Here is a 20,380-nt window from a genome sequence, read left to right on the forward strand (position 1 = left end):
TCATTTCTTTTTGTGTCAATCGCGTTTTCTCTCAGCGGCGACTTTTATAATATACCATGACTGCCTACTCAATTGCAAGCACTTTTTTTCTTTTCTTCGACATTTTTTTTCGTTTGTCGATTCAAGTCATTTGCTTGCTTCAAAAGCGGCGTGTATTAATATATCACAGCTCGCAAAAATTAGTCAAGCCCTATTTCAAAAAAAGATACCCTCTGCTTGAAACAAGCGATCTGGGTATCTTTTGCCGTTCTATTTTATACAGCGAGCGTCATATATCGAAGCTCCAACGCCTCAGTATCTCCGCTAGCTGCCATCACCGCTACCTCGCGAATAAGCGAGCGTTTAACCAATCGTTGCAACAACAAGGATAAATCGACATGAAGGGTTTTTATTCTCTCATGCTCCTGAAGCTCGCTGATGCTCCATGGCTCCTCTCGGCTCATCATGATATTAAAGAGCAAGGAACAGCAGTCCTTCATTTTATTGATTACCGTAAACTCACAAGCAAGCATAACAAGTTGAACACGCTGCTCCAGCGTTTCAGGGCTAACGGTTAATTCTTCATAAAGCTTGTACACCCCAGGATGAACCCTGCGCATTTGACGCCACACGGTTAGCTCTGGATGCTGCCCTTCTTCAATTAATACAATGTGCGCCCAGTGATGCAGAGCAGTTAATATATTGCTGTATGCATCCAGTATATTGCGCTCTTCGTAATCATGCTTTGCCTGCAGGTAACTTCTCAGAAAGCCGGAGAACTCTACAAACCGCTTTTGCTCTCTCATGACGTCCGGAAATTGTATAATGCGCTCACGAATATCGCTTATACGGCTGTCGCGCTCCAACAGTATCTCCCCCCGAACTATCCATTGAATAATACTTTTGTTCTCCCCGCTTGCCATCCACTGCTCCAGTTGACCTACACTCGCACTGCGGATCAGCACATGCTGGCCTTCAATACGGACATGCTCAATACTTTGAACAGCAGTCTGCTCGACAATTGCAAGCAGTAGCAAATCCAATCCTTCGGTCAACGGACTGTAAGCATAAGAGTTCTCGATTGCGATTAGACCAAGCAATTCTCGCTGTGATTGATGCGTTTGAATGAAATGTTCTTTTATATGTTTCACTTGGGCCTCCGTATAGCTAATCCAATATGATTAAGATATAATAATAATCTACGGTGTTTGTTATTTCGACAAACCGAGGACAGTTTCCTGCTTAATGGATGGAAAACCGTCTGATTTTAATAAGAATACCACGGAGAGGATGGACAAAGTGAATAAGTTTTTTTTCAAATCAGCGAAAATAAACGAATTTCGTCTGTGGGGGCTGATTTTCACACTCGTCGGCATGGGTGTTATGATTCTCGGTACAGCCGGAATCGTTCTTTGGGGACAAGCTGGTAAAATCGTTGCCGCGATTTTTATGGTTATCGGGATGATTTCCTTACTCGTTAGCGTTGCCGTTTATTTCTGGGCAGGCATGATGTCAACCAGTGCAACGATGCTAACCTGCCCCGAATGCAATCGTCCAACGAAAATGCTCGGAAAAACGGATCGCTGCATGTTCTGCAAAACGATTCTGACACTCGATCCGGCGCAAGCCACACATGCTCCTTCCGAATAATACGCCGCTCTTAAAAATATGTTACATAACGGTAAAAGGGCGATGCCTCCTTTTGGAGGTATCGCCCTTTTCGCACAGATATAGCAGGTAAGCTTCAAGATCAAGCTTATAAATTTTCATATTAGAATGAAAGAAGGCCATCGCCGAACTCGCGATGGCCTTCTTTCTAATAAATTGTAGGGTTATTATTGCAATTACGACTTTTTATTCAACGCGGTATCAATCGTTTCCCAGATAGCGTTCGTTTGAAAAGTGCGCTGCCAGGTTGCTACTCCTGCTAACCCGTACTTTTTAACCAATGCAACTCTAGCTTTGATCGACAGCTCGTCCTCAATCCAGATGCGTTTGAGCGCATCCTCTTCCTTATACTCCACATAATGCTGCCCAGCATCCCCATCGAGTACAGGCTTAAGCTTATTTTGCGTAATAATTTCTTTCACTTTATCCATGCCAAGTGCTTTGGAGCTTACCTTGGTTTCACCATTCTCTTCGGTCTCCGTCCAAATCCTGGTATATAGCGGCATGCTCAATATAAGCTTGCTTGCAGGAACACCGTCTTCGTCCAATATTCTCTTCAAGGATTGCTCCGTCCAAGGCAGCGAAGCGACCGACCCCGCAACTGGGCTTGTTGCCCAATGCTCGTCATAAGCCATAACCATCATGTAGTCTACAACTTTGCCAAGCGCTTTACGATCTAGAAAAACAGACCACATCTCGCTGTTGGACTTAGGCGTCACATCAATAGATACGACTAGTCCTGCTTCATGAAGCAGAGGCGTCAGCTCACGGACGAACTGGACCAGATTTTCCTTATCTTTCGTATATACATTTTCAAAGTCTACATTAATGCCCTGCAAATGATAAAGCTCTGCAAATGCAAGCAACTGCTGGATCATATGAAAACGCGTATCTACTGTCGCCAGAGCCGCACTCGTCCGATCAGGCTCAAACCCGTTGCTGAATAGCGCCCATACCTGCATCTTCTGCTCTTTAGCCCATTTTACATACGCTGGATCAGCCTTACCTTTAATTGTGCCATCCGCATCCTGAAGCTCAAACCAGGTTGGACTGACGACATTGACGCCTTGCATTTCCGGAATTGTCGCTGGATCTGGCTTGCGTTGATAAACAGCCTCCCAGGTCAGATTGATTTTGCTGCCTGTAACCTTCCAAGCAACAAAATCCGTTTCATTATCGCTAGGCGCAATCTGCTCCATGCCAGTGAGCGTGGTATCGCCCTTAGCGATATAACCCGGATGGCCATCCGGTCCCTGAACGAGCAGCCAGCCATCGCGTTCTCCCCAAACTCTGAGCTTGCTCGCGAGTGGAACCTTCTCCACAATCGGCGCCCTAATAGTAGGTTCTGTCCGTATAGCCGATCCTTTCTCCCGATTGGCTTCCGCCAGTTGAATAGCCTCCCCAGACTGAAGCAGGGAAACAACTCCCGAATTTTCAACGTACTCTGTCTGTAGACCATAAAGCTCTTCAATCGGCGTAATTGGAATGTAAACCACATCATCCTGCACCTCAGCTGTAATCGTCAAGTCAAAAGGCTTGCGATTCGCTGTCGCCGTTAAGGAATTTGTCTGCAAACGCAGCACCTTATTCGCTGTTGTAAAAATAATTGATCCACTATCCGCTTCATAGCGTATAGGCTGGTCTGCCCCAAGCACCTGCTGAAGGACAGGAAGCGGTAGCTTCACTTCGTTATTTTCAATAATGGCACCTTGCTTCATTGCTTCGCCATGAACGACGATTGGATTTTTCATCCCATAATCGGGAACTATTTGTTTAAAATTAGGAATGTAGCGGTCATATACAAACCAACCACCACCTGCTGCCAAAATAACGATTAAAAAGAGAAATAGATTCCGAGCCCCACTGCCCTTGCGGCGACGAGGAGTTCGGCGAAGCATAGTTTCCAAGCGTATCGCGCTCCTTTATAAAAGACGAAAGCGTGCATATCCGCGGTTGAACGCTTCCCTGCACGCCATCATTTTGTTAGGTTTAATTCTTGCTTAATGGTTAGCTATTACTTCTTAGCCGCTGCACAAGTAGAGCAGGAACCGTAAATTTCCATTCGATGCCCTTGCACGATAAAACCGGTCTCCTGCGATGCCACACGCTCCACCTCAAGTAACGGCGGGTATTCAAAATCAACAATTTGGCCACAGTCATTGCATATGGCATGATAATGCTCCGATGTATCCGCATCAAAGCGGCTGGAATCATCTCCATATGTCAGTTCCTTAACAAGCCCCGCTTCTACAAATAACCGTAGGTTATTATATATGGTCGCCACGCTCATGCTTGGAAAATTAGGCGACAGTGATTTATAAATTTCATCGGCTGTCGGATGAGTCATCGATTCCATTAAAAAGCTTAAAATGGCATGACGCTGCGGGGTCATACGGACACCATTCATTTTTAATTGCTGCAATGCTGCATTGACGGCTCCCATTCCCCTCACGCCTTTCAATTAGTATTTAAAGCTATTGTACGTGTTTTCAAAATGATTTGTCAATGAATGCGGTTATTGGTCCGTGACGCTATGCTGTATGGCAATACTGTTATTAGCATTAATTTGCAGACGGTATTGGCCGTCTCCAATCGTTCCCCTCACTGTCTTTTTACTGACTTCGAGCGGCAAATTCGTTGTAATTGCGCCAAAAGTGACCGATCCATACACCGTATAACTACCATACTGCGGGACAGTCAGTTTAATTTCCCCTACGGAGCTATCAACATCCCAGTCACCGCCGACTACCGAGCTCGCCAGCTCTATGCCGCCATTTAGGGTAGCAGCCTTTACGATGCCGTTAGCTTCATTAATGTTGATTTTTCCATTTTTCGTATCGGCCTCTATATCTCCCGAAATGTTCGTCATCTTCAAAGCCCCATTAGTCGCTTCTGCAAATACATTCCCTGTAATAGATGCTGCGGTAACAGCCCCATTTAATAAGGTTATACTTGTGTCGCCTATTATATGACGAAGAGTAATCGTTCCATTATTGGCTTTGGCTTGAACGCTTCCTTGTATTCCTTCTGCTAAAATTTCGCCTGTATCGCTGGAGAGCTCCACACCACCGGGAGCATCAAGGTTTTTAACTTTTATCGGTCCATTATCAGTATGCACGAGTACAGAAAGCTGTCTCGTCGGCTGTTCGTCCTGCGGCTGTTCGTCCCGCTGCTGCTCCTCCACTTGTAGGGGCGACTGCTCAGGAGTTGGTGTTGATGTCGCGTTCGAAGCAGAGACTTGTTCCACATTATGTGGCGAGCTTGGATCTGGTATACTGGTCTCTTGTACAGCTGGATCGTCCGACTCAAGATCAGGCTCTACAATTTCCTCCACCTGAACATTCGGCAAACGAGGTACGGTTACGGTAATATTTATGCGCGGTTTACGCGTCCCGTTCTCCCCATAGCTGCTGCTTTTGGCCTGCAGGGTGATTTTTTCACCGCTTGATGACGCCTCGATCTTTGATTTTTCGGCCATTTTATCAGCCTCAGCTTCATCAGCGATATCAACCCATACCTCGGTATCTATGCTGATATAATCATTATTTCCGCTTTGAAGCGTCACTTTGCCATTCACATTGTAAATCTGAATAGCTGTCGTCTTTTCTTCCATTGGAACAATGAGTACTTCTTTCTGATAATGGAAGCCTTTTTCCTCGCCGTAATCCTGTGCGCCATTCAAATCGACATATTGATCAATCCAGCGAAAAGGCAGATCAGCATATTGTGTTACTAAAAAGCCAAAGCCAGCAATGACAACAGCTGCCATGCTTCCGATAAAATCAAGTCGCAATTGCTTTCGCGACCGCCGCTGCAATAGGCTGTAGGCGACGAGTTCGCCTCCCAGACATATAAACAAGACAGGCCACCAATAACGCATCAGCGCAAAAACATTGCTGCTGTGTATTTCATCCCACAACAGCAGCCCTCCTGCAGCGGCAATAAATAGAGCCGCCGTAAAGCTTCCTAACCGAAACACCGCCGCCAGCCGCTGACGCAAAACTAAGCTTACGGCGATCAGCCCTAGAACAGGGCCTACCGCATAATTTGCCGCTTCGTCAAACCAAGTAAACAAAGAAGTCGGCTGCCGAAGCATGAGCAGCAGCATAAGCAAAATGCCCGACACCATAATGAGTATGCCGTCCCTAAGCTTTAAACCGGGCTGCGTTTCCGTTCGCCGATCCAAGCTTTGCAGCGCATCATAGACGCTAATAAAATAAAATACAGGCAGCGCAAGCCCTAAATAAACAATAAGCAGCAAATGCTTTGCACCATCCGCATCCGCCAAACGAACAATAGTGCCGCCATCTAGCAAAATACCAGCGGCAAGCAGCAGCCCTCTCGTATATTCCCCTGTATATAAATGTCCCGCTCCCGGCCATAGAAAGGCTAGCAGCACCGTAAGCAATCGACTTTTCCTACGTCCCGTGTTCATCCCATGCTCCTGCAAAACATATCCCCCGTATATGCAAGTTTATTGCTTATTATTGTACCATAGATGCCCCGCTCATAGGCTTTTGCTTAAAAATGCAAAAAAAGAGCCGTCCAGCTTGTGGACAGCTCTTCATTGATTATCATTAATCAACTTGCATGTTAATGAAACTATATTAGGCTTGCTGAAGACGCTCCAGCAGCATTTTGTTAACCATTGCCGGATTCGCCTTGCCTTTCGTTTCTTTCATAATTTGGCCGACAAGGAAGCCGATCGCCTTCTCTTTGCCTGCGCGGAAATCCTCAACCGATTGCGGGTTCGCTTCAATGATCTTATCGACGATCGCAATGATTGCCCCCTCGTCGCTAATTTGTACGAGGCCCTGCTCTTCAACGATTTGCTGCGGCAGCTTGCCGGATTCCAGCATTTCCTTAAAGACGGTTTTGGCGATTTTGCTGCTGATTGTACCTTTCTCCAGCAAGCCAATCATTTCTCCAAGCCCTTGTCCAGTAATCTTCACATCGGACAGCTCCAGGCTGTTCGAGTTCAAATACCCGAGCAGGTCGCCCATAATCCAGTTGGATACAGCTTTCGCATCCTTCGTATAGGACAAGCTTGCTTCAAAAAAGTCTGCCATTTTCTTCGATGCCGTAATAACATCAGCATCATAGGAAGGCAAGCCGTAATCGCTAGTATAGCGGGCTTTACGTGCATCTGGAAGCTCAGGAATCGAAGCTTTAACACGTTCTTTCCACTCTTCATCGATATAGAGGCGAACCAAATCCGGGTCCGGGAAATAACGGTAGTCATGGGATTCCTCTTTGCCGCGCATCGAAATCGTCTTGCCCTGCGCTTCATCCCAGCGGCGAGTTTCTTGAACAACCTTATTGCCGCCGTCCAGCACCTCGGCCTGACGCCATTGCTCATATTCAAGGCCACGCTGAACACCGCGGAAGGAGTTCATGTTTTTCAGCTCAGCGCGCGTGCCAAGCTTCTCTTGTCCATAAGGACGAAGGCTGATGTTCGCGTCGCAGCGCAAGCTGCCCTCTTCCATTTTCACATCCGATACTTCGCAGTAAAGCATAATCGCTTTCAACTTCTCCAGATAGGCTTTCGCTTCCTCAGGCGTACGAATGTCCGGCTCGGAAACAATCTCAACGAGCGGCGTGCCGACACGGTTAAAGTCAACGAGTGAGGCATAACCTCCATCAACATGCGTCAGCTTGCCCGCATCCTCTTCCAAGTGCAGACGGGTAATGCCAATGCGCTTCGTAACGCCATTTACTTCAATATCAATCCAGCCATTCTCGCCGATAGGCTGATCGAATTGCGAAATTTGATAAGCTTTAGGCGAATCGGGATAAAAATAGTTTTTACGGTCAAATTTGCTGACATCCGCAATTGTGCAATTGAGCGCCATAGCCGCCTTCATCGCGTATTCAACCGCCTGCTTGTTCAGCACCGGCAGTACACCGGGATGACCGAGGCAGACCGGGCAGGTGTGCGTATTAGGCGGAGCTCCGAAAGCGGTGGAGCAGCCGCAAAAAATCTTGCTGTTGGTGTGCAGCTCAACGTGCACCTCCAGACCGACTACCGTTTCATATTGAGTCGCTTCAGACATCGTTAATCCTCCTTAGAATTTTGCTGGGCGAGGTTACTTCATGGAGCACATAGAGCATGATAAAAAAGGAACTGCGCTGCGTGAAAAGGTTGACTTTCGATCGCTGTTGCCCAAGCATTTTTTGAAAATATAGGAAATGATATTATTTTTCCATCCATTCTCTATATTTCTACGCGAAACGGTAGCTTTGCCGCCAGAGGACGGCGACAGCCGTTTACGCTTGATCAATCCCGCTCAGCGGTAAAATTCTTGGGCAAAGGCGAACGCTTGCGCTTCTACAGTTCAACCTTTTCACTCCGCTTGCCTTTTTCATCTAGCTTCTATAGCAGCAAAAAAGTAAAAATCGCGTCGCAAGCTAGCTTTTATCGCAAGGTAAAACCTACATAAGACAACATAAATAAGAAAACATATAAGGTACAACCTATCGGGCTAAGCCTGTACAATCAACTTGCGGGCAGAACTCACAGGTTAGTCCCGCAAGATTGAATATATTAGAGCTGCGGACGCAGCTTATGGAATTCGGTATTTTGCTCGAAGGCATGGGCTGTGCGCAGAACCGTCGACTCGTCGAAGGCTTTGCCGATAATTTGCAAGCCGATTGGCAAGCCGTCCGCTTGGCCGCAAGGAATGCTGATCGCCGGAATGCCTGCAAGGCTGACCGGAATCGTACAAATATCGTTCAAATACATCGTTAGCGGGTCGCCAACTTGTTCGCCAAGCTTGAACGCTGCTGTAGGGGCAGTTGGCCCGATGACGACATCATATTTTTCAAATACTTGGTCAAAATCTTGTTTAATGAGCGTGCGCACTTTTTGTGCTTTCAAATAATACGCGTCATAGTAGCCGGAGCTAAGCGCATACGTTCCCAGCATAATACGGCGCTTAACTTCTGGACCGAAGCCCTCGCTGCGCGATTTGCGGTACAAATCAATCAGGTTCGCTGGATTGTCTGCACGGACGCCGTAACGAACGCCATCAAAACGGGCCAAGTTGGATGAAGCTTCAGAAGAAGCAAGCAAATAATAAGCAGCAATAGCATATTCGGTATGCGGAAGTGAAACCTCTTCCCATGTTGCGCCAAGGCTTTCATACACTTTCAGTGCATTCAAAACCGCTTCCTTAACCTTTGGATCGACGCCTTCTCCCAAATATTCCTTCGGTACCGCAATGCGCAAGCCTTTGACATCGCCAGTCAAGGCAGACGAATAGTCCGGAATGCTTACGTTCGCAGAAGTAGAGTCTTTCGCATCATAGCCAGCAATCGCTTGCAGCACAAATGCGGAATCCTCAACATTTTTCGTCAAAGGACCGATTTGGTCCAGCGATGAAGCGAAAGCAACAAGCCCAAAACGGGAAACAAGGCCATACGTTGGCTTAAGACCGACAATGCCGCAATACGCTGCTGGCTGACGGATCGAACCGCCCGTATCAGAGCCAAGCGAGAAATAAACTTGGCCCGCAGCAACAGAAGCTGCAGACGCGCCGCTGGAACCCCCCGGCACATATTCTGTATTCCACGGATTGCGAGTCGGATAATAGCTGGAATTTTCATTCGAGCCGCCCATCGCAAACTCATCCATGTTCAGCTTGCCGATCGTGACGGATTGCGCCGATTTCAGCTTGCTGACAACCGTTCCATCATAAATTGGATTGTAGTTATCTAGAAACTGGCTGGCACATGTTGTGCGCAAGCCTTCGGTAACGATATTATCTTTAATTCCAGCCGGAAGACCAAACAGCAAGCCGCGTTCCACTCCTGCTTGAAGCTGCTTGTCCAGTTCGGCTGCATGCTGGCGAGCTCCCTCTTCATTAAGCGTAAGGAACGCTTGAATGGAAGCTTCTGTTGCTTTAATACGAGCAAAGGATTCATCAACCAGTTCGGTGACGGAAAGCTCCTTTTGGCTCAGCTTGTTATGTACATCCTGAAGACGCAAATCAAACAGTGACAAAACATGTTCCTCCCTTCAATATAAAAGCGCAGCAAGCCTTTAAAGCTATCGCGCTCGATCATGCGGACTATTCCAATACAGCTGGCACTTTAATTTGGCCGTCTTCTTCATCAGGCGCGTTTAGCAGCACCTTCTCGATCGGCAGCGATTCCTGCGTTATATCCTCGCGCGTCACATTCGTAATCGGCAGCACATGGCTGGTCGGCTCGACGTTTTCTGTATCAAGCGAGTTTAGCTTTTCTGCATATTTTAAAATCGCATTAAGCTGCTCGGTGAATTTATCCTTCTCCTCGTCAGACAGCTCAAGGCGAGCCAAATTCGCAACATGCTCGACATCTTTAATCGTAATGCTCATGAATGTTCCTCCCCCTTCTTAAGCCTGCAATCATTCTTTCTATTATAGCCTAGAATCACATTTTGACAAAGTGCACAAACCTGGGCTAGAACGCTTATGTTCTGCAATACCTATTAATAGCAGATGACCCTCCCGCACCTGGCGGAAGGGTCATCTCGCAGAAGCTTATTAAATCCACGCTTTCAAATTAACCTGCCTTATAAAATCCTTCTGGCTTTGGCCTTCAGCAGCAGCTGGCTCCGCTTCTGGAGCAGACTCTTCGCCTCTCATTATACGCTTAAACAGCTCTTCATTATGAGTAGCCAGGGCGAAGTCGATCAGCGATTCGCGTTCGATGCGGTCAACCTCTTCTTGAAGCAACACATCCTCCAGCTCCACATCTTCATCTGGCAGCAAAAAATTGCGATTGGCGGCCGGAACGCGCACCACGTAATCAAATACATTGTCAGCATTGCGATCGTAAGCAATTATATAACCATATTCCCCTACGGGAAGATTTTGCTCAAAATGATCTGATATAATAATTACCTTAGTTCCCAAACTAAGCATCGTCTTCACTCCTATCTATCGGACGCTAACCTATAACTATTATCCTACTAAAAAATAGTAGCGGTGTCCAATAGGGATTGAAACTATCGCAATCAGAAGCCGAGAGCGACGCTGTTGCTAGCTTCGTCCCTCCCTGCTATACCAGTTCCAAACCCGCTCCATATCCCGATATTCCAGTAGCGACACACTATAATCATTGACCGTACCCATTGTTTGCACGCTCAGTGATACAAGATTTTTCCTCTGCTGGGCCCGGCTGCGTTTTAGAGTCATTGCCAAAATTTGTTGTCTGCGCAGCAAATACGTGACCTTGGCAAAATTCCGGCGCCGCAAAATGAGTTGACCATCCTTAAGCGTTAAGCCCGCCGTTTGATGACATGCCCTTCTCCAGAGCGCAACAAGCGGAAGCAATAGCAGCGACCATAGTCCATTAAGAGGCCAGATGACGATTAACGTTGCACAGATCACAAGCGTGAGAAGAAGCCAGATTCTCATATAATAGAACAAAGCCCGCTTCGGTGCCTTAGCCTCGATAGCTGACCACTTCATCTGCGGCACAAAAAGCCCTATCATCTTCTCCATCTCTGTTATGGGCAAAAAGGGATGCAGCATGAGCTGCTCATTTTTGTCGGAAGAAACGACTTGCAGCTTAATTTGAGCGTAGCCTATCCATTGGCGAAGAAGCCCTTCTTCAACGATCACGGACTGCACCCTATCGGGGTCAAACGAATATGCTTTTTTGTTCAACAGACCATAGGAAACCGATATGCGCTTACCCTCCCGCTTAACAGTAAACCCACTATACTTGATAATATACAAAATTAGCGATAGTGCCCAACCTGCGGCCAATGCGATAATAGCAGCAATTACAATGACGATGATGAAGTAGCCGGGTACGAGGCTTTGCGATTCCGTATACAATTGCTCAAAAAACCGGATTGGGGTAAACTTCTCTAAAAAATCATTGGCAAATGAATAAATACCCGCGATAAAAGCGATCGCCAGTCCTAAATTAAGCGATGTTGCAGCCGCCATCAACAATTGTCCGCTTGTTAAGCGAAAATAAGCGCTATCTCTTGATTCCGCTGAAGGGTGGCCCGAACTTTTTTGAAAAAGAGCATCGACATGCCGTTCGGATACGGAGGCGGCATCACCGCGCAGCTCTACATCAGAGTCGAATGTGTCGGCTTTCTCGAACTCCTCCTGCGAATTTCGCGTTATTCCCTCTTCCATAACATGATTGTGACGAGACAGCAGCTGCTGGCGAAGCTGCTCCGCTTCGCCAGCGGCGAGCGCAGGCAAAATGCCATCTGCGGTTTTTCCGCCGCCCGGGGTTTCAATCTTCAACTCCGCAACGCCAAGTAATCGCTGCAAAAAGGGCTGATCTACATTCACCGAATGAATGCGTCCATAATAAATCGTCTTCTCATCCTTGAATAAAACGCCTTTGCGCAAAATGATCCGGTCTTCCTCTACCGTATAGGTGAATGCTCTCCATTCCAGCCATCCGAATAACAAGGATAGCAGCACCAGGGCGGTTGCACCCGCATACCAGTACCATTCCAGTCCGAGCAATCCCGATTTCCTAAGCATTGTAATGATTATGAGCGGCAGTAGTCCTTTAATAAACTGAAACAGCGTAAAAACAACATATACTTTATGCAGTCTTCGCAGATTACTCATGCTGATCATCCACTTTCGCCAGCTGCCCGATTTTCCGCTTCAGCTCCTCGGCTTTTTCCAGCTTGAGCCCTTTAATGCGATGGGTCGTGGCTGCCGTTACAACCGCTACGCTAGCCAGCTTGAACTTCCGCATGAGCGGTCCGCTCTCCAGTTCGACATGCTGGACACGCACCATCGGAACGAGTACATTTTTAATAATAATCAGCCCGTATTGCAGCTCAAGCTCCTCCTCAAACAGTTCATATTGAAAGCGACGGTAGCGGAGGCTAGGAACTACCCAAATATCTAATACACTATAAGCCGTAACGACAGCGAGCCCGATCCACAGCGGGATAAGCGTCCACCCTTTCGATATCGCCAAAGCCGCATAACCGCATACGAGCAAATAGCCAATAGCCGCTGCAATAGCTGCTCCCATTCGGCTAACCTTAACGTAATCTCTATCGACTCTTTGTGTTAAAGCACGATTCATCTCTCATCCCCCTATGGCAGCACAATAAGCTGCTCTTTCGTGCATGTAAGCTGGCGGGGCGTGCCGTCAGTTATTACATAGCTGTTCTCCACTCCGACAACACCCTGCCCCGGAAAAGTAAACTTCGGCTCGACCGCAAGCACCATTCCAGCAGCTAGCGGCAGATCGAAGCCGCGGGCCAGCACAGGCCACTCGTCTATTTCAAGACCAATACCATGTCCGAGAAACTTGGCCTGATCATGGCCAAAGCCCATATAATGCGCAGACAACCCTGCAGCAGCCGCTTGATCAAGAGAAGCGATATACAGCTCAGAGCATGGCGTCCCGGGAATCATCCCTTTTTCCGCTGCGCGCATCATCTCCTCCGACGTTCGGTAAGCAAGAGCAAGCTGCTCTGAAAGCTCGCCAATAACCGCAGTACGCGTCTGATCGATAATGTAGCCGTCAATACAGCAGCCCACATCAATGAGTATTGGCTCATTTCGTCCAATGACTCTGCGGCTGACGCTTTGCGGTGAAGTAGCCCCTAAGCCAAGGCCCCCTGCCGGACCATCAAAATAAGTTGGCACCGCAGCAGCGGCTCCTGACGTGACCATCCCTGTCGCTACTTCCTGATTGTAGCCTCGCATACGCATCAAGCCAATATGCCCGCGAAGCCGCAGCTCATATTCTACTCGCGCTATCCAGGCTAGTTCGGTAATGCCCTCCTTCAATACATTCAAAGCTTCACCTAGCGCCTCGTCTACAGCCTGTGCTGCAGTTTCAATTCGCTTGATTTCCCAAGGAGACTTTATCATACGCTGCCCTCTAATAAGGGCTGAACCGTCCACCAGCTCGCCTGCCCCTGCCGCTTGCAGCAGCTGGTTAAGCTTAAAATAGGTTTGTGCAGGAAGCACATCAAGATCCGCAGCCACAGTAACAGTACTTCCTGACTTAAACAGCTGTGGAAAACGCTCTGCGAGCGTCTGACCGAATTGGCGGAATGAGCCTAATGGCTCTACAGCAATTAGCGTTTCCAGTCTTGCACGCTCTAGGCTGCGTTTGACAAAAAATACGGGCATGCCTTCGGCTGGAACAAAAGCATAGCCATTTTGCATCGAGCCTGTGTAATAATACAAATCTATATTTTGCGTAAGCAGCATGCCGTCAATGGCCTTCTTGCCCAGCTCCAGCTGAAGCTTGCTTATGCGCTCATGAACCAAGTCATCCGGTATGTCTCTAGTTATCGTTGTCTTATCCATCGCTTTGCTCAACTCCCAAAATCATTTATCCCTCCCCTTCATTAGAACAATTTTACAAAAGGCAGTCAACTGCAAGGCAGCTGCCGCAAGCATTTTTATGATCAACATCTCCCTCTATAAAGTATTAAAAATTAAAAGTCAGCTCGGATACGCCTTTAATTGTCCATTCAATTGGCTTAAGCACTGTGAACACCCTCGGGTTCACAAGCTTTATAATCATCACAACTCCCGGGCGGTACAGCGTAGCCTCATAACTGAACTCTGCATTTACATATTGATAAGGAAAAGTATGCTCACCGTTAATGACCTCGAAGACCATAACTTTAACCGGCTCATGCAGGAAGGAGCTGCCAAGCGGTTTCCCTGCCGAATCAAGCTGCAGGTTGCCTTGCAAATAGCGGCTTGCTGCCGCTTCAGCCGTTATCGGATCAATGCGGATGACACCGTCTCCCAAAGCTGCTTTATCGACCTGCTGTGCAGCCGCATGAACGGCACGGTTTAGTGCATGCTTGCCCTGAAAAAGCGTCTTCATCGCAATCTCCTCATCCGTCTGCATAACGTGAAGCATGAGCCACATTGTCATCATCAGCACAATTATTGTCAGCTTATACATAGCATAACTCCCTGTCGCCTGATCAAGGTACATATTCGCTCATCTTGATGCCTGTAGCGCGAAGCCTGCCATTTTCATCAGGTGGCTTCACTCCGATTAAGCGATCCAATTGAAACAGTCCCTCATAGGGATAGCTAAGCAGAACAATCAATCCTGTCCCGCGCAGCAACGGCATAGTAGAATTGGTTGCCTGCTCTCCATTATCGGATGCCACCTCAAAATTCAGCGCTTCCGGCTTCATTCCAAACTTCGCCAGCCGCTGCCGCGATTGCTCGACCATCTCCGGACTGATGTAGCCATGCTTGCCGCTCGCCCCGATTTCCAATAAATAATCGACCTCCTGCTGCAGTACAGCCTGCCTAACAATGAGCACATGTTTATAAATAGGCGAGAACATCAGCCAGCATAAAATCGTTGCAAACAGCACAAATACTAAAATGCTCTTCATGGGCTCATAGTCCTTATATAGCTGCTAGTGGCATCACCTGAACGTTCGAGCTGTTTGTTCATTCCCTGATCCCCTTCTGCAATACCAGAGTAAATCATAACAATCGTTACAAGCAACAATATGGCTGCCAGCAGGCTTCGCATCGTCTTCCCTCCATTCCTACCGCTATAAACGGCTTGCAAATTACTGGAGCAGCTTGCTGATTTTTTCATTGGCAGCGTCTCCTTGCGACTGGATTTGGCTGCTGGTACCCGTTGTATCTTTAGCAATAATGCCATTGAAAAGCAAAATAACGACAACTAACAGCATGACGGTCATTAATATATTGCGCATTATGAATTCACCTCCTTGTTATGTGGCCGCTGCCAAGTCCTCAGCCCAATGATGCGAACAGCTTCTGTCCCTCCATCACCCATGGATAAATGAATACTTGAAACGTATACAAAATAGGAACGCCAGCGAGCATAAAGAGCAAATACGATGTTGTCTCCTTGCGGCTGTCCTTGGCAAGCTCCAGCTTCTCCTTATACTCCTGAATACGGTCGCGCAAAAGCATATAATATTCCTCGCTGTCATCTATGCGAAGCGAAGCAATGGTCTCTACAAAGCTCATGCCGTCATCCGTTCCCATTCTAAGCTTGAATTGACGTAATGCCTGTTCGGCATCGTGATACCATTCCGCCAGCAATCGCTCCAAATCGCCGCGAAGCGTACTCGTATACGGAATGCAGCGCGATAGCTTCGTATGAATATGCAGCGACGAATCGGCCAAATAAAGCAATTGATTGCTTATTACATAAATCTCCTTCGTCATGCGTTCTGATCGAAGCTTGCGCAGCATTCGCAGCCAGGGCAAATCCCACACCAGCATAATCCAGCAAAAAACGAGCCCCGAGGTAAAATAGGCTATTGTGCTGCCTTGACCCAGGCCCGCACTGACAGGTACGCCTATGGAAATGCCTATCATCAATACGATGAGCAGCAATTTGCGTGCAGCTGCGTACCAACTGGCATCTGCCTCCACCCCGCATCCGGCGAGCAGCATTTCACGGTCAATGTATGATTGCTGTTCCCTTGAGAGCCTAAGCTTGCTGAGCCAGCTATCTGATATTTTTCTCGAACGCCAGTTGATTCCAGTGAGATGCAGCCAGCGCGGCTTCCTTTGCGGCAGCAGCCTAAGTATAGCGGCCACTGCAATAAATCCGAATATAAACTGGGCCGCAATTGCTCCAGTACGCACGCCGCCTTCCACCCAATGATGCATCGCTGCCTTGCCTCCTTTTCAGCTTGCAAATACGCAGTTCACAGCCGCTTACATTTTTTTTCGAGATAACCATAGTCCCATTAGGAAGGAGGCAAAAATGAGCAGCAGCGCATTTAAAAGCATATCTCTGCCCTTTGGGTCGAGAACGTAATAGTAATAGGCATTCTGCTCGTTATAATGCAAATTGATGCCAATAAATAAAGCCAGAAACAATACCGGTGTAAAATTGGCTATTCGGATTTCCAACAGCCGGTTACGTTCCTGCTCATTCGCGCGGCGCGCTTTGCGCATGTCCGTCAGCAAATCCTTGAGGCCATCTGCCATCGGCACGCCTTCAGCAAGCGCAACCCGCAAAATATTAGCGAAGTAATCCGCCCACGTATGCCCAAGCGATGCAGCAAAAATCCGCAAACTGGCTTCATCATCACCACGGACAGACAAATTGCGATATAATTGCTCAAAAACGGCTTTCATCGGGCCGAGCAGCCGTCTTTCATCAACCGTTCGCTGCAGCGCTGCCCTCACTTGTATCCCTCCGGTTACTAGATAACACTGGTAAAACAGCTCAATGGCGGGCAAAAATTCGACCTGTGTCTGCATTTGACGCTGGACGAGCAGCGCCCGCAGCACCGTATACGGTATAAAGCCCAGTACAAACCCGAACAGCAAGGTACCTTTTACCGTCTGAAAAAACAATCCGCCAGCCGCCAGCCCAATCAGCAGCAGCAGTCCCGACAAGCATAAAAATGCCAAAGGCTGCAGCTTAATCTGGAGTGCCTCCAATAAATCAGCAAGCGGGCGATAAAGCTTGTCCAGCCGCTGCAGTCGCTGCTCCAGAAGGTGGCGGAACCGCCCTCGCTGCCGATAAGCCAGTCTCGCTAAACGCTCATGCCTTTCCATCCACATGACAAGCAGCGCAGCAAGCATAATAAACAAAAATAAAAACAGCAGCGCACCGCCTCCAAAAACGTACAGCCTAGTCAAAAAACAAACCTCCCCTCGCCAGCTTCCTCATCGCTCGCTGCGAAGGCCGCTGCGGATATTGCCACTGCTCCAGCACTTCATCATAAACCGCCCAATCGCGTACCTTTACCTCGTTGTCAGTCCAGCCTATTTCAGCAAGGCGCGATACGATACGCCGACCCTTAATATTGCGCATTTCAATTCCAATCTCCACTACATACTCAGCAATCCGTTTTGTCAGCCGTTCTGGGTTCATGCCTCGCCCATCCAGCATGCACATATCGGTGATCGCCTCTGGCACATCCTCAAGCGTACTTGCATGCACGGTTGTCATGCTGCCGGAATGTCCTCTTGTGCAGGCTCTCACATAAATGTTCGCATCGCTGTCCCTGATCTCCGCATGCACGATGCGCTGCGGAGATTGCCTGAGCGCCAATTTGAATGCCCGGCTGGCGCGGTGCTGCGGATCATCCTCGTCGGTTTCGTATTCAACGATATTTTTTGCTGGAAAATCTCTTCCGAGCATCATTTCGAAGCGCCCTTCAATAGTAATGATTCTCTCCTCATCCGGCAGGCTGGCAATTAGCGCCTTCATTAGGTGGGTTTTTCCGGAATTCGTCGGTCCAATGATAATGAGGTTGAATCTTGCCTGCAGCACAGCTTGCAGCATTGAAAGCATCGCTCCACTTATCGTTTCGTATTCCGGCTCGCAAAGTACAGGCAGACCGAAGCTTTTTACAGTAAAAAAGCGAATCGTCAGCGTTGGCTTCGAGGTGAAGCCGAATCCTGTCATCGTGACGCGCGAGCCGTCGCTAAGCATTACTTCCGCCCAGCGCTTGCGCGGGGTGAACCGATCGTTGTTATACAGCACCAAATTGCTCTGGATGCGTTCAACATCGCGCACACTTGCAAATTGATGCTCAGACATAATGGCCTCGCCACTGCGGACCTCATAAATTTGCGTGCCTACGACCTGCACTTCCTCCAGCCCATCCTTATGCTGCAAAACCAGCTCCAATACATTCAGCCCAATAACCTCAGCGAATAGGGCCTCAGCAAGTGTTTGGTAGGGATGATGATAACCATCTTGATTATGAATGCGCAATCGCCGCAGCCGATCATTAATGACCGCATAAATCTGTTCCCGTTCTGGCATAAAGCCAAGCACAGCCCGGTTCAATGTCTCATTGTACTGTCTGCGCTCCTCATCATTCAGTCCGCGCGGCGCCGCCAAAAAAGCTTTCATCTCATCAGCGAGTCTGTCAAAATCCGCTTCATGTGACGCAGCAGGCAGCTCCGGTTCTCCGGCTTCCCCCTCCTTGCTTCCAGTCACCCCCACTCTCAACTGGGCTGAATAATCGAAAGGAGAGAATCGGCCATTCCCCGCCCTCAAGAGCGGGCCTCATTACGATGCGAGAGCAGCTTGCGGTACCAAGGCTGCAGCTTAAAAGCAGGTGCCACCGTTCGAATGCCATATCTCTCCATTAGCTGCTGCGATGGTTTTTTCATTGCCGCTCTGCCCACTTGATCTTCCCCCAGCCATTGGCCAAGCTTTCCGCTGTCCAAATGTATAAACGTATCCTTCGTCATTTGCATTTCACCCAGCTTCACCGTGCCCATTTCCTTGCAAATATCTTTCATTCGATACCCTCCTCTGCCCCATGGGGGCTGTATAATAACAGTATTGTATTGGTCAGCTGTTAAGCCGAATAACGGGGAAATTTGTGTTATCCATCGTTTCCCATCCTCCTGGAAATGGGAAAGCGCAGCCGTCGTAACCACAATTCGCGTGCTCGCCAGCCGTAATGCACAAACGGTAGCTGCATTATCCCAATAAGCGCTAACATCCATAAAAAGCACCTCAAAGGTTTGCTCTGCAATATGGATTAAATGCTCAGCCTCCTCGGGCGTGAAAAATTCGGCCTGATCACGCACGACATTGCCGAACAGCACTCGTAAATTCCCTCTTCCTTCAACCTTATGCATAGCACTCTTCAATCTTCCTGGTGTCAGCGAGCCGGATTGCAGCTCGGGCCGCAGCTTGTCGAGTGTGCTTTGCGGCTCCTTGATGCCAAGGTAGCGATGGAGCTTCGCGCTCTTAAGATGCAGACATAAATACCCGACACGAAGGCCGCTGGCTTCGGCCATTCGGTACGCTGCGGCAAAAGCAGCTGTCGTAGTCCCAATATTAGGCGTCGTTCCAACAAAGGCAATGAGGGGTATTCGCTGCTCCATCAAGGCTGCTCCTCCTTAGTCTCATCCACAACATTGAGCGATTCCGGGCTGAAAGCTATGACAAGCTTATGGCTCCCATCCTTGCAATAGCCATCGATTTCGAGCCACTGCCTCTCGGTCAGATTGAGGTTGATATAATCGATCATGCCATTAGCCTCACGTCGCGAGGCGTACATCTTTTCCTTATTCCCATCCGCTAAGGAGAGCAGATTCGGATCTTCCATATTATCGATTTCAACATTTCCTGAAGATTTGACTGACGCTACTGTAACAGCCAGATCGAACAAGCGGCCGGAGTCTTCTCCTTCACCGGATAAATAAAGCACGACCTTATCCCCGGCACGAATGCCGTTAGAAATGGAACGTACATAATCCCGCGGAATTTGAAAGGTCGATTCGCCGCTGCCCGGCAGCAGGTGAAAACGATCGATTTTCCAATCGAGAATCGGTTCCTGCGTGCCTAGCGGCACAATCGTCTCCATTCCAACAGCAGTCGCAACGTCCAGCAGCATTCCATTGTCATAAGCCGCTTTCGGCACATACCGATAGGCGAGATCCCCTGCCATTAAAGTCACCCCAGCATCAATAAAGCGCTTGGGTACGACGACGGCAACCATCTCTTGACGCTGCAATTGCAGCTGCTGAATCTGAAACAGGCCGTATACAAGCGCACCCGAGAGGAGCGCAGCCAGCACACTTATCCAAATATTCCTTTTTCTGTTCATCCCTTCTCCCTTCCGAGCCATTAGCAGACAACAAAAAAAGAACGCAGCAGCAGCCTGTAAAAGGCTTAACTACTAGCGTTCTTCGCTAAGTATTGCTCATATACAATTGGATTGTTCCTTGATTAACCACATAATAGCAAAGGAAACATTTCTTGTCCATCTATTTTTTAAAAATAAATTTTC

Annotated in this window: 21 protein-coding genes; 1 reads left to right on the plus strand and 20 read right to left on the minus strand. The window is 48.2% G+C overall.

Features of this window, described 5'->3' with window-relative positions; translation table 11 throughout:
* Positions 1–254: 254 nt before the first annotated feature.
* On the minus strand, positions 255–1,130 hold the full coding sequence (locus ACSR9A_RS18815; protein WP_473758831.1) for a nucleotidyltransferase-like protein: 876 nt from the start codon (positions 1,128–1,130) through the stop codon (positions 255–257).
* Between the two features lie 148 nt (positions 1,131–1,278).
* On the opposite strand from ACSR9A_RS18815, the gene ACSR9A_RS18820 reads away from it, so the two are divergent.
* Positions 1,279–1,629, plus strand: a complete 351-nt coding sequence (locus ACSR9A_RS18820) for a YgzB family protein (protein ID WP_231594383.1) — start codon at positions 1,279–1,281, stop codon at positions 1,627–1,629.
* Between the two features lie 194 nt (positions 1,630–1,823).
* Here ACSR9A_RS18820 and ACSR9A_RS18825 read toward each other — a convergent pair whose 3' ends face one another.
* The 19 genes from ACSR9A_RS18825 to ACSR9A_RS18915 all read right to left on the minus strand — a co-directional run bounded on the left by ACSR9A_RS18825 (position 1,824) and on the right by ACSR9A_RS18915 (position 20,197).
* Complete coding sequence (locus ACSR9A_RS18825) at positions 1,824–3,545, minus strand: glycosyl hydrolase family 18 protein (RefSeq protein WP_473758920.1); 1,722 nt, start codon at positions 3,543–3,545, stop codon at positions 1,824–1,826.
* A 116-nt stretch (positions 3,546–3,661) separates the two neighbouring features.
* The gene (perR, locus tag ACSR9A_RS18830; protein WP_056043983.1) at positions 3,662–4,090 is read right to left on the minus strand and encodes a peroxide-responsive transcriptional repressor PerR; all 429 of its coding nucleotides are present in this window, start codon (positions 4,088–4,090) and stop codon (positions 3,662–3,664) included.
* Between the two features lie 72 nt (positions 4,091–4,162).
* Positions 4,163–6,082 carry a DUF4097 family beta strand repeat-containing protein gene (locus tag ACSR9A_RS18835; RefSeq protein WP_473758832.1) on the minus strand — a complete coding sequence of 640 codons (1,920 nt, stop codon included), beginning with the start codon at positions 6,080–6,082 and terminating at the stop codon, positions 4,163–4,165.
* A gap of 172 nt (positions 6,083–6,254) precedes the next feature.
* Positions 6,255–7,700: an Asp-tRNA(Asn)/Glu-tRNA(Gln) amidotransferase subunit GatB gene (gatB, locus tag ACSR9A_RS18840; protein ID WP_341279272.1), complete on the minus strand. Its 1,446-nt coding sequence runs from the start codon at positions 7,698–7,700 to the stop codon at positions 6,255–6,257.
* 491 nt (positions 7,701–8,191) lie between these two features.
* A complete protein-coding gene (gene gatA, locus ACSR9A_RS18845) occupies positions 8,192–9,649 on the minus strand; it encodes an Asp-tRNA(Asn)/Glu-tRNA(Gln) amidotransferase subunit GatA (protein ID WP_473758833.1) in 1,458 nt (485 codons plus the stop codon).
* Positions 9,650–9,716: 67 nt separating this feature from the next.
* On the minus strand, positions 9,717–10,004 hold the full coding sequence (gene gatC / locus ACSR9A_RS18850; protein ID WP_341279275.1) for an Asp-tRNA(Asn)/Glu-tRNA(Gln) amidotransferase subunit GatC: 288 nt from the start codon (positions 10,002–10,004) through the stop codon (positions 9,717–9,719).
* A 168-nt stretch (positions 10,005–10,172) separates the two neighbouring features.
* The gene (locus ACSR9A_RS18855) at positions 10,173–10,553 is read right to left on the minus strand and encodes an ATPase (RefSeq protein WP_341279276.1); all 381 of its coding nucleotides are present in this window, start codon (positions 10,551–10,553) and stop codon (positions 10,173–10,175) included.
* Between the two features lie 117 nt (positions 10,554–10,670).
* A complete protein-coding gene (locus tag ACSR9A_RS18860; RefSeq protein ID WP_473758835.1) occupies positions 10,671–12,236 on the minus strand; it encodes a PH domain-containing protein in 1,566 nt (521 codons plus the stop codon).
* A complete protein-coding gene (locus tag ACSR9A_RS18865) occupies positions 12,229–12,708 on the minus strand; it encodes a PH domain-containing protein (RefSeq protein ID WP_473758836.1) in 480 nt (159 codons plus the stop codon). Before ACSR9A_RS18865 ends, ACSR9A_RS18860 begins: the two co-directional genes overlap by 8 nt.
* Positions 12,709–12,719: 11 nt before the next feature.
* A complete protein-coding gene (locus ACSR9A_RS18870; RefSeq protein ID WP_473758837.1) occupies positions 12,720–13,949 on the minus strand; it encodes a M24 family metallopeptidase in 1,230 nt (409 codons plus the stop codon).
* Positions 13,950–14,073: 124 nt separating this feature from the next.
* Positions 14,074–14,562, minus strand: coding sequence for a hypothetical protein (locus ACSR9A_RS18875; protein WP_473758839.1), 489 nt, complete (start codon positions 14,560–14,562; stop codon positions 14,074–14,076).
* Between the two features lie 22 nt (positions 14,563–14,584).
* On the minus strand, positions 14,585–15,010 hold the full coding sequence (locus ACSR9A_RS18880) for a hypothetical protein (protein ID WP_473758841.1): 426 nt from the start codon (positions 15,008–15,010) through the stop codon (positions 14,585–14,587).
* On the minus strand, positions 15,007–15,222 hold the full coding sequence (locus tag ACSR9A_RS18885; protein ID WP_473758843.1) for a hypothetical protein: 216 nt from the start codon (positions 15,220–15,222) through the stop codon (positions 15,007–15,009). Before ACSR9A_RS18885 ends, ACSR9A_RS18880 begins: the two co-directional genes overlap by 4 nt.
* Positions 15,194–15,343 carry a hypothetical protein gene (locus tag ACSR9A_RS18890; protein WP_200931697.1) on the minus strand — a complete coding sequence of 50 codons (150 nt, stop codon included), beginning with the start codon at positions 15,341–15,343 and terminating at the stop codon, positions 15,194–15,196. The genes ACSR9A_RS18885 and ACSR9A_RS18890 overlap by 29 nt, the downstream gene beginning before the upstream one ends.
* A gap of 40 nt (positions 15,344–15,383) precedes the next feature.
* Positions 15,384–16,274, minus strand: coding sequence for a hypothetical protein (locus ACSR9A_RS18895; RefSeq protein WP_473758846.1), 891 nt, complete (start codon positions 16,272–16,274; stop codon positions 15,384–15,386).
* Between the two features lie 48 nt (positions 16,275–16,322).
* Positions 16,323–17,258: a type II secretion system F family protein gene (locus tag ACSR9A_RS18900; protein ID WP_473758848.1), complete on the minus strand. Its 936-nt coding sequence runs from the start codon at positions 17,256–17,258 to the stop codon at positions 16,323–16,325.
* Positions 17,251–18,630 carry an ATPase, T2SS/T4P/T4SS family gene (locus ACSR9A_RS18905; RefSeq protein ID WP_473758851.1) on the minus strand — a complete coding sequence of 460 codons (1,380 nt, stop codon included), beginning with the start codon at positions 18,628–18,630 and terminating at the stop codon, positions 17,251–17,253. The genes ACSR9A_RS18900 and ACSR9A_RS18905 overlap by 8 nt, the downstream gene beginning before the upstream one ends.
* The gene (locus ACSR9A_RS18910) at positions 18,627–19,472 is read right to left on the minus strand and encodes a CpaE/TadZ family protein (RefSeq protein WP_473758853.1); all 846 of its coding nucleotides are present in this window, start codon (positions 19,470–19,472) and stop codon (positions 18,627–18,629) included. The genes ACSR9A_RS18905 and ACSR9A_RS18910 overlap by 4 nt, the downstream gene beginning before the upstream one ends.
* Complete coding sequence (locus ACSR9A_RS18915; RefSeq protein ID WP_473758855.1) at positions 19,472–20,197, minus strand: CpaB family protein; 726 nt, start codon at positions 20,195–20,197, stop codon at positions 19,472–19,474. The genes ACSR9A_RS18910 and ACSR9A_RS18915 overlap by 1 nt, the downstream gene beginning before the upstream one ends.
* Positions 20,198–20,380: the final 183 nt, after the last annotated feature.

The organism is Paenibacillus sp. R-74696 (assembly GCF_055814915.1).

Bases quoted from the DNA above. Each gene is read 5' to 3' on its own strand.
- ACSR9A_RS18825 (WP_473758920.1), bottom strand. From the start codon at position 3,545: ATGCTTCGCCGAACTCCTCGTCGCCGCAAGGGCAGTGGGGCTCGGAAT.
- perR (WP_056043983.1), bottom strand. From the start codon at position 4,090: ATGGGAGCCGTCAATGCAGCATTGCAGCAATTAAAAATGAATGGTGTC.
- ACSR9A_RS18835 (WP_473758832.1), bottom strand. From the start codon at position 6,082: ATGAACACGGGACGTAGGAAAAGTCGATTGCTTACGGTGCTGCTAGCC.
- gatB (WP_341279272.1), bottom strand. From the start codon at position 7,700: ATGTCTGAAGCGACTCAATATGAAACGGTAGTCGGTCTGGAGGTGCAC.
- gatC (WP_341279275.1), bottom strand. From the start codon at position 10,004: ATGAGCATTACGATTAAAGATGTCGAGCATGTTGCGAATTTGGCTCGC.
- ACSR9A_RS18855 (WP_341279276.1), bottom strand. From the start codon at position 10,553: ATGCTTAGTTTGGGAACTAAGGTAATTATTATATCAGATCATTTTGAG.
- ACSR9A_RS18860 (WP_473758835.1), bottom strand. From the start codon at position 12,236: ATGAGTAATCTGCGAAGACTGCATAAAGTATATGTTGTTTTTACGCTG.
- ACSR9A_RS18865 (WP_473758836.1), bottom strand. From the start codon at position 12,708: ATGAATCGTGCTTTAACACAAAGAGTCGATAGAGATTACGTTAAGGTT.
- ACSR9A_RS18870 (WP_473758837.1), bottom strand. From the start codon at position 13,949: ATGGATAAGACAACGATAACTAGAGACATACCGGATGACTTGGTTCAT.
- ACSR9A_RS18875 (WP_473758839.1), bottom strand. From the start codon at position 14,562: ATGTATAAGCTGACAATAATTGTGCTGATGATGACAATGTGGCTCATG.
- ACSR9A_RS18880 (WP_473758841.1), bottom strand. From the start codon at position 15,010: ATGAAGAGCATTTTAGTATTTGTGCTGTTTGCAACGATTTTATGCTGG.
- ACSR9A_RS18885 (WP_473758843.1), bottom strand. From the start codon at position 15,222: ATGAAAAAATCAGCAAGCTGCTCCAGTAATTTGCAAGCCGTTTATAGC.
- ACSR9A_RS18890 (WP_200931697.1), bottom strand. From the start codon at position 15,343: ATGCGCAATATATTAATGACCGTCATGCTGTTAGTTGTCGTTATTTTG.
- ACSR9A_RS18895 (WP_473758846.1), bottom strand. From the start codon at position 16,274: ATGCATCATTGGGTGGAAGGCGGCGTGCGTACTGGAGCAATTGCGGCC.
- ACSR9A_RS18910 (WP_473758853.1), bottom strand. From the start codon at position 19,472: ATGGAGCAGCGAATACCCCTCATTGCCTTTGTTGGAACGACGCCTAAT.
- ACSR9A_RS18915 (WP_473758855.1), bottom strand. From the start codon at position 20,197: ATGAACAGAAAAAGGAATATTTGGATAAGTGTGCTGGCTGCGCTCCTC.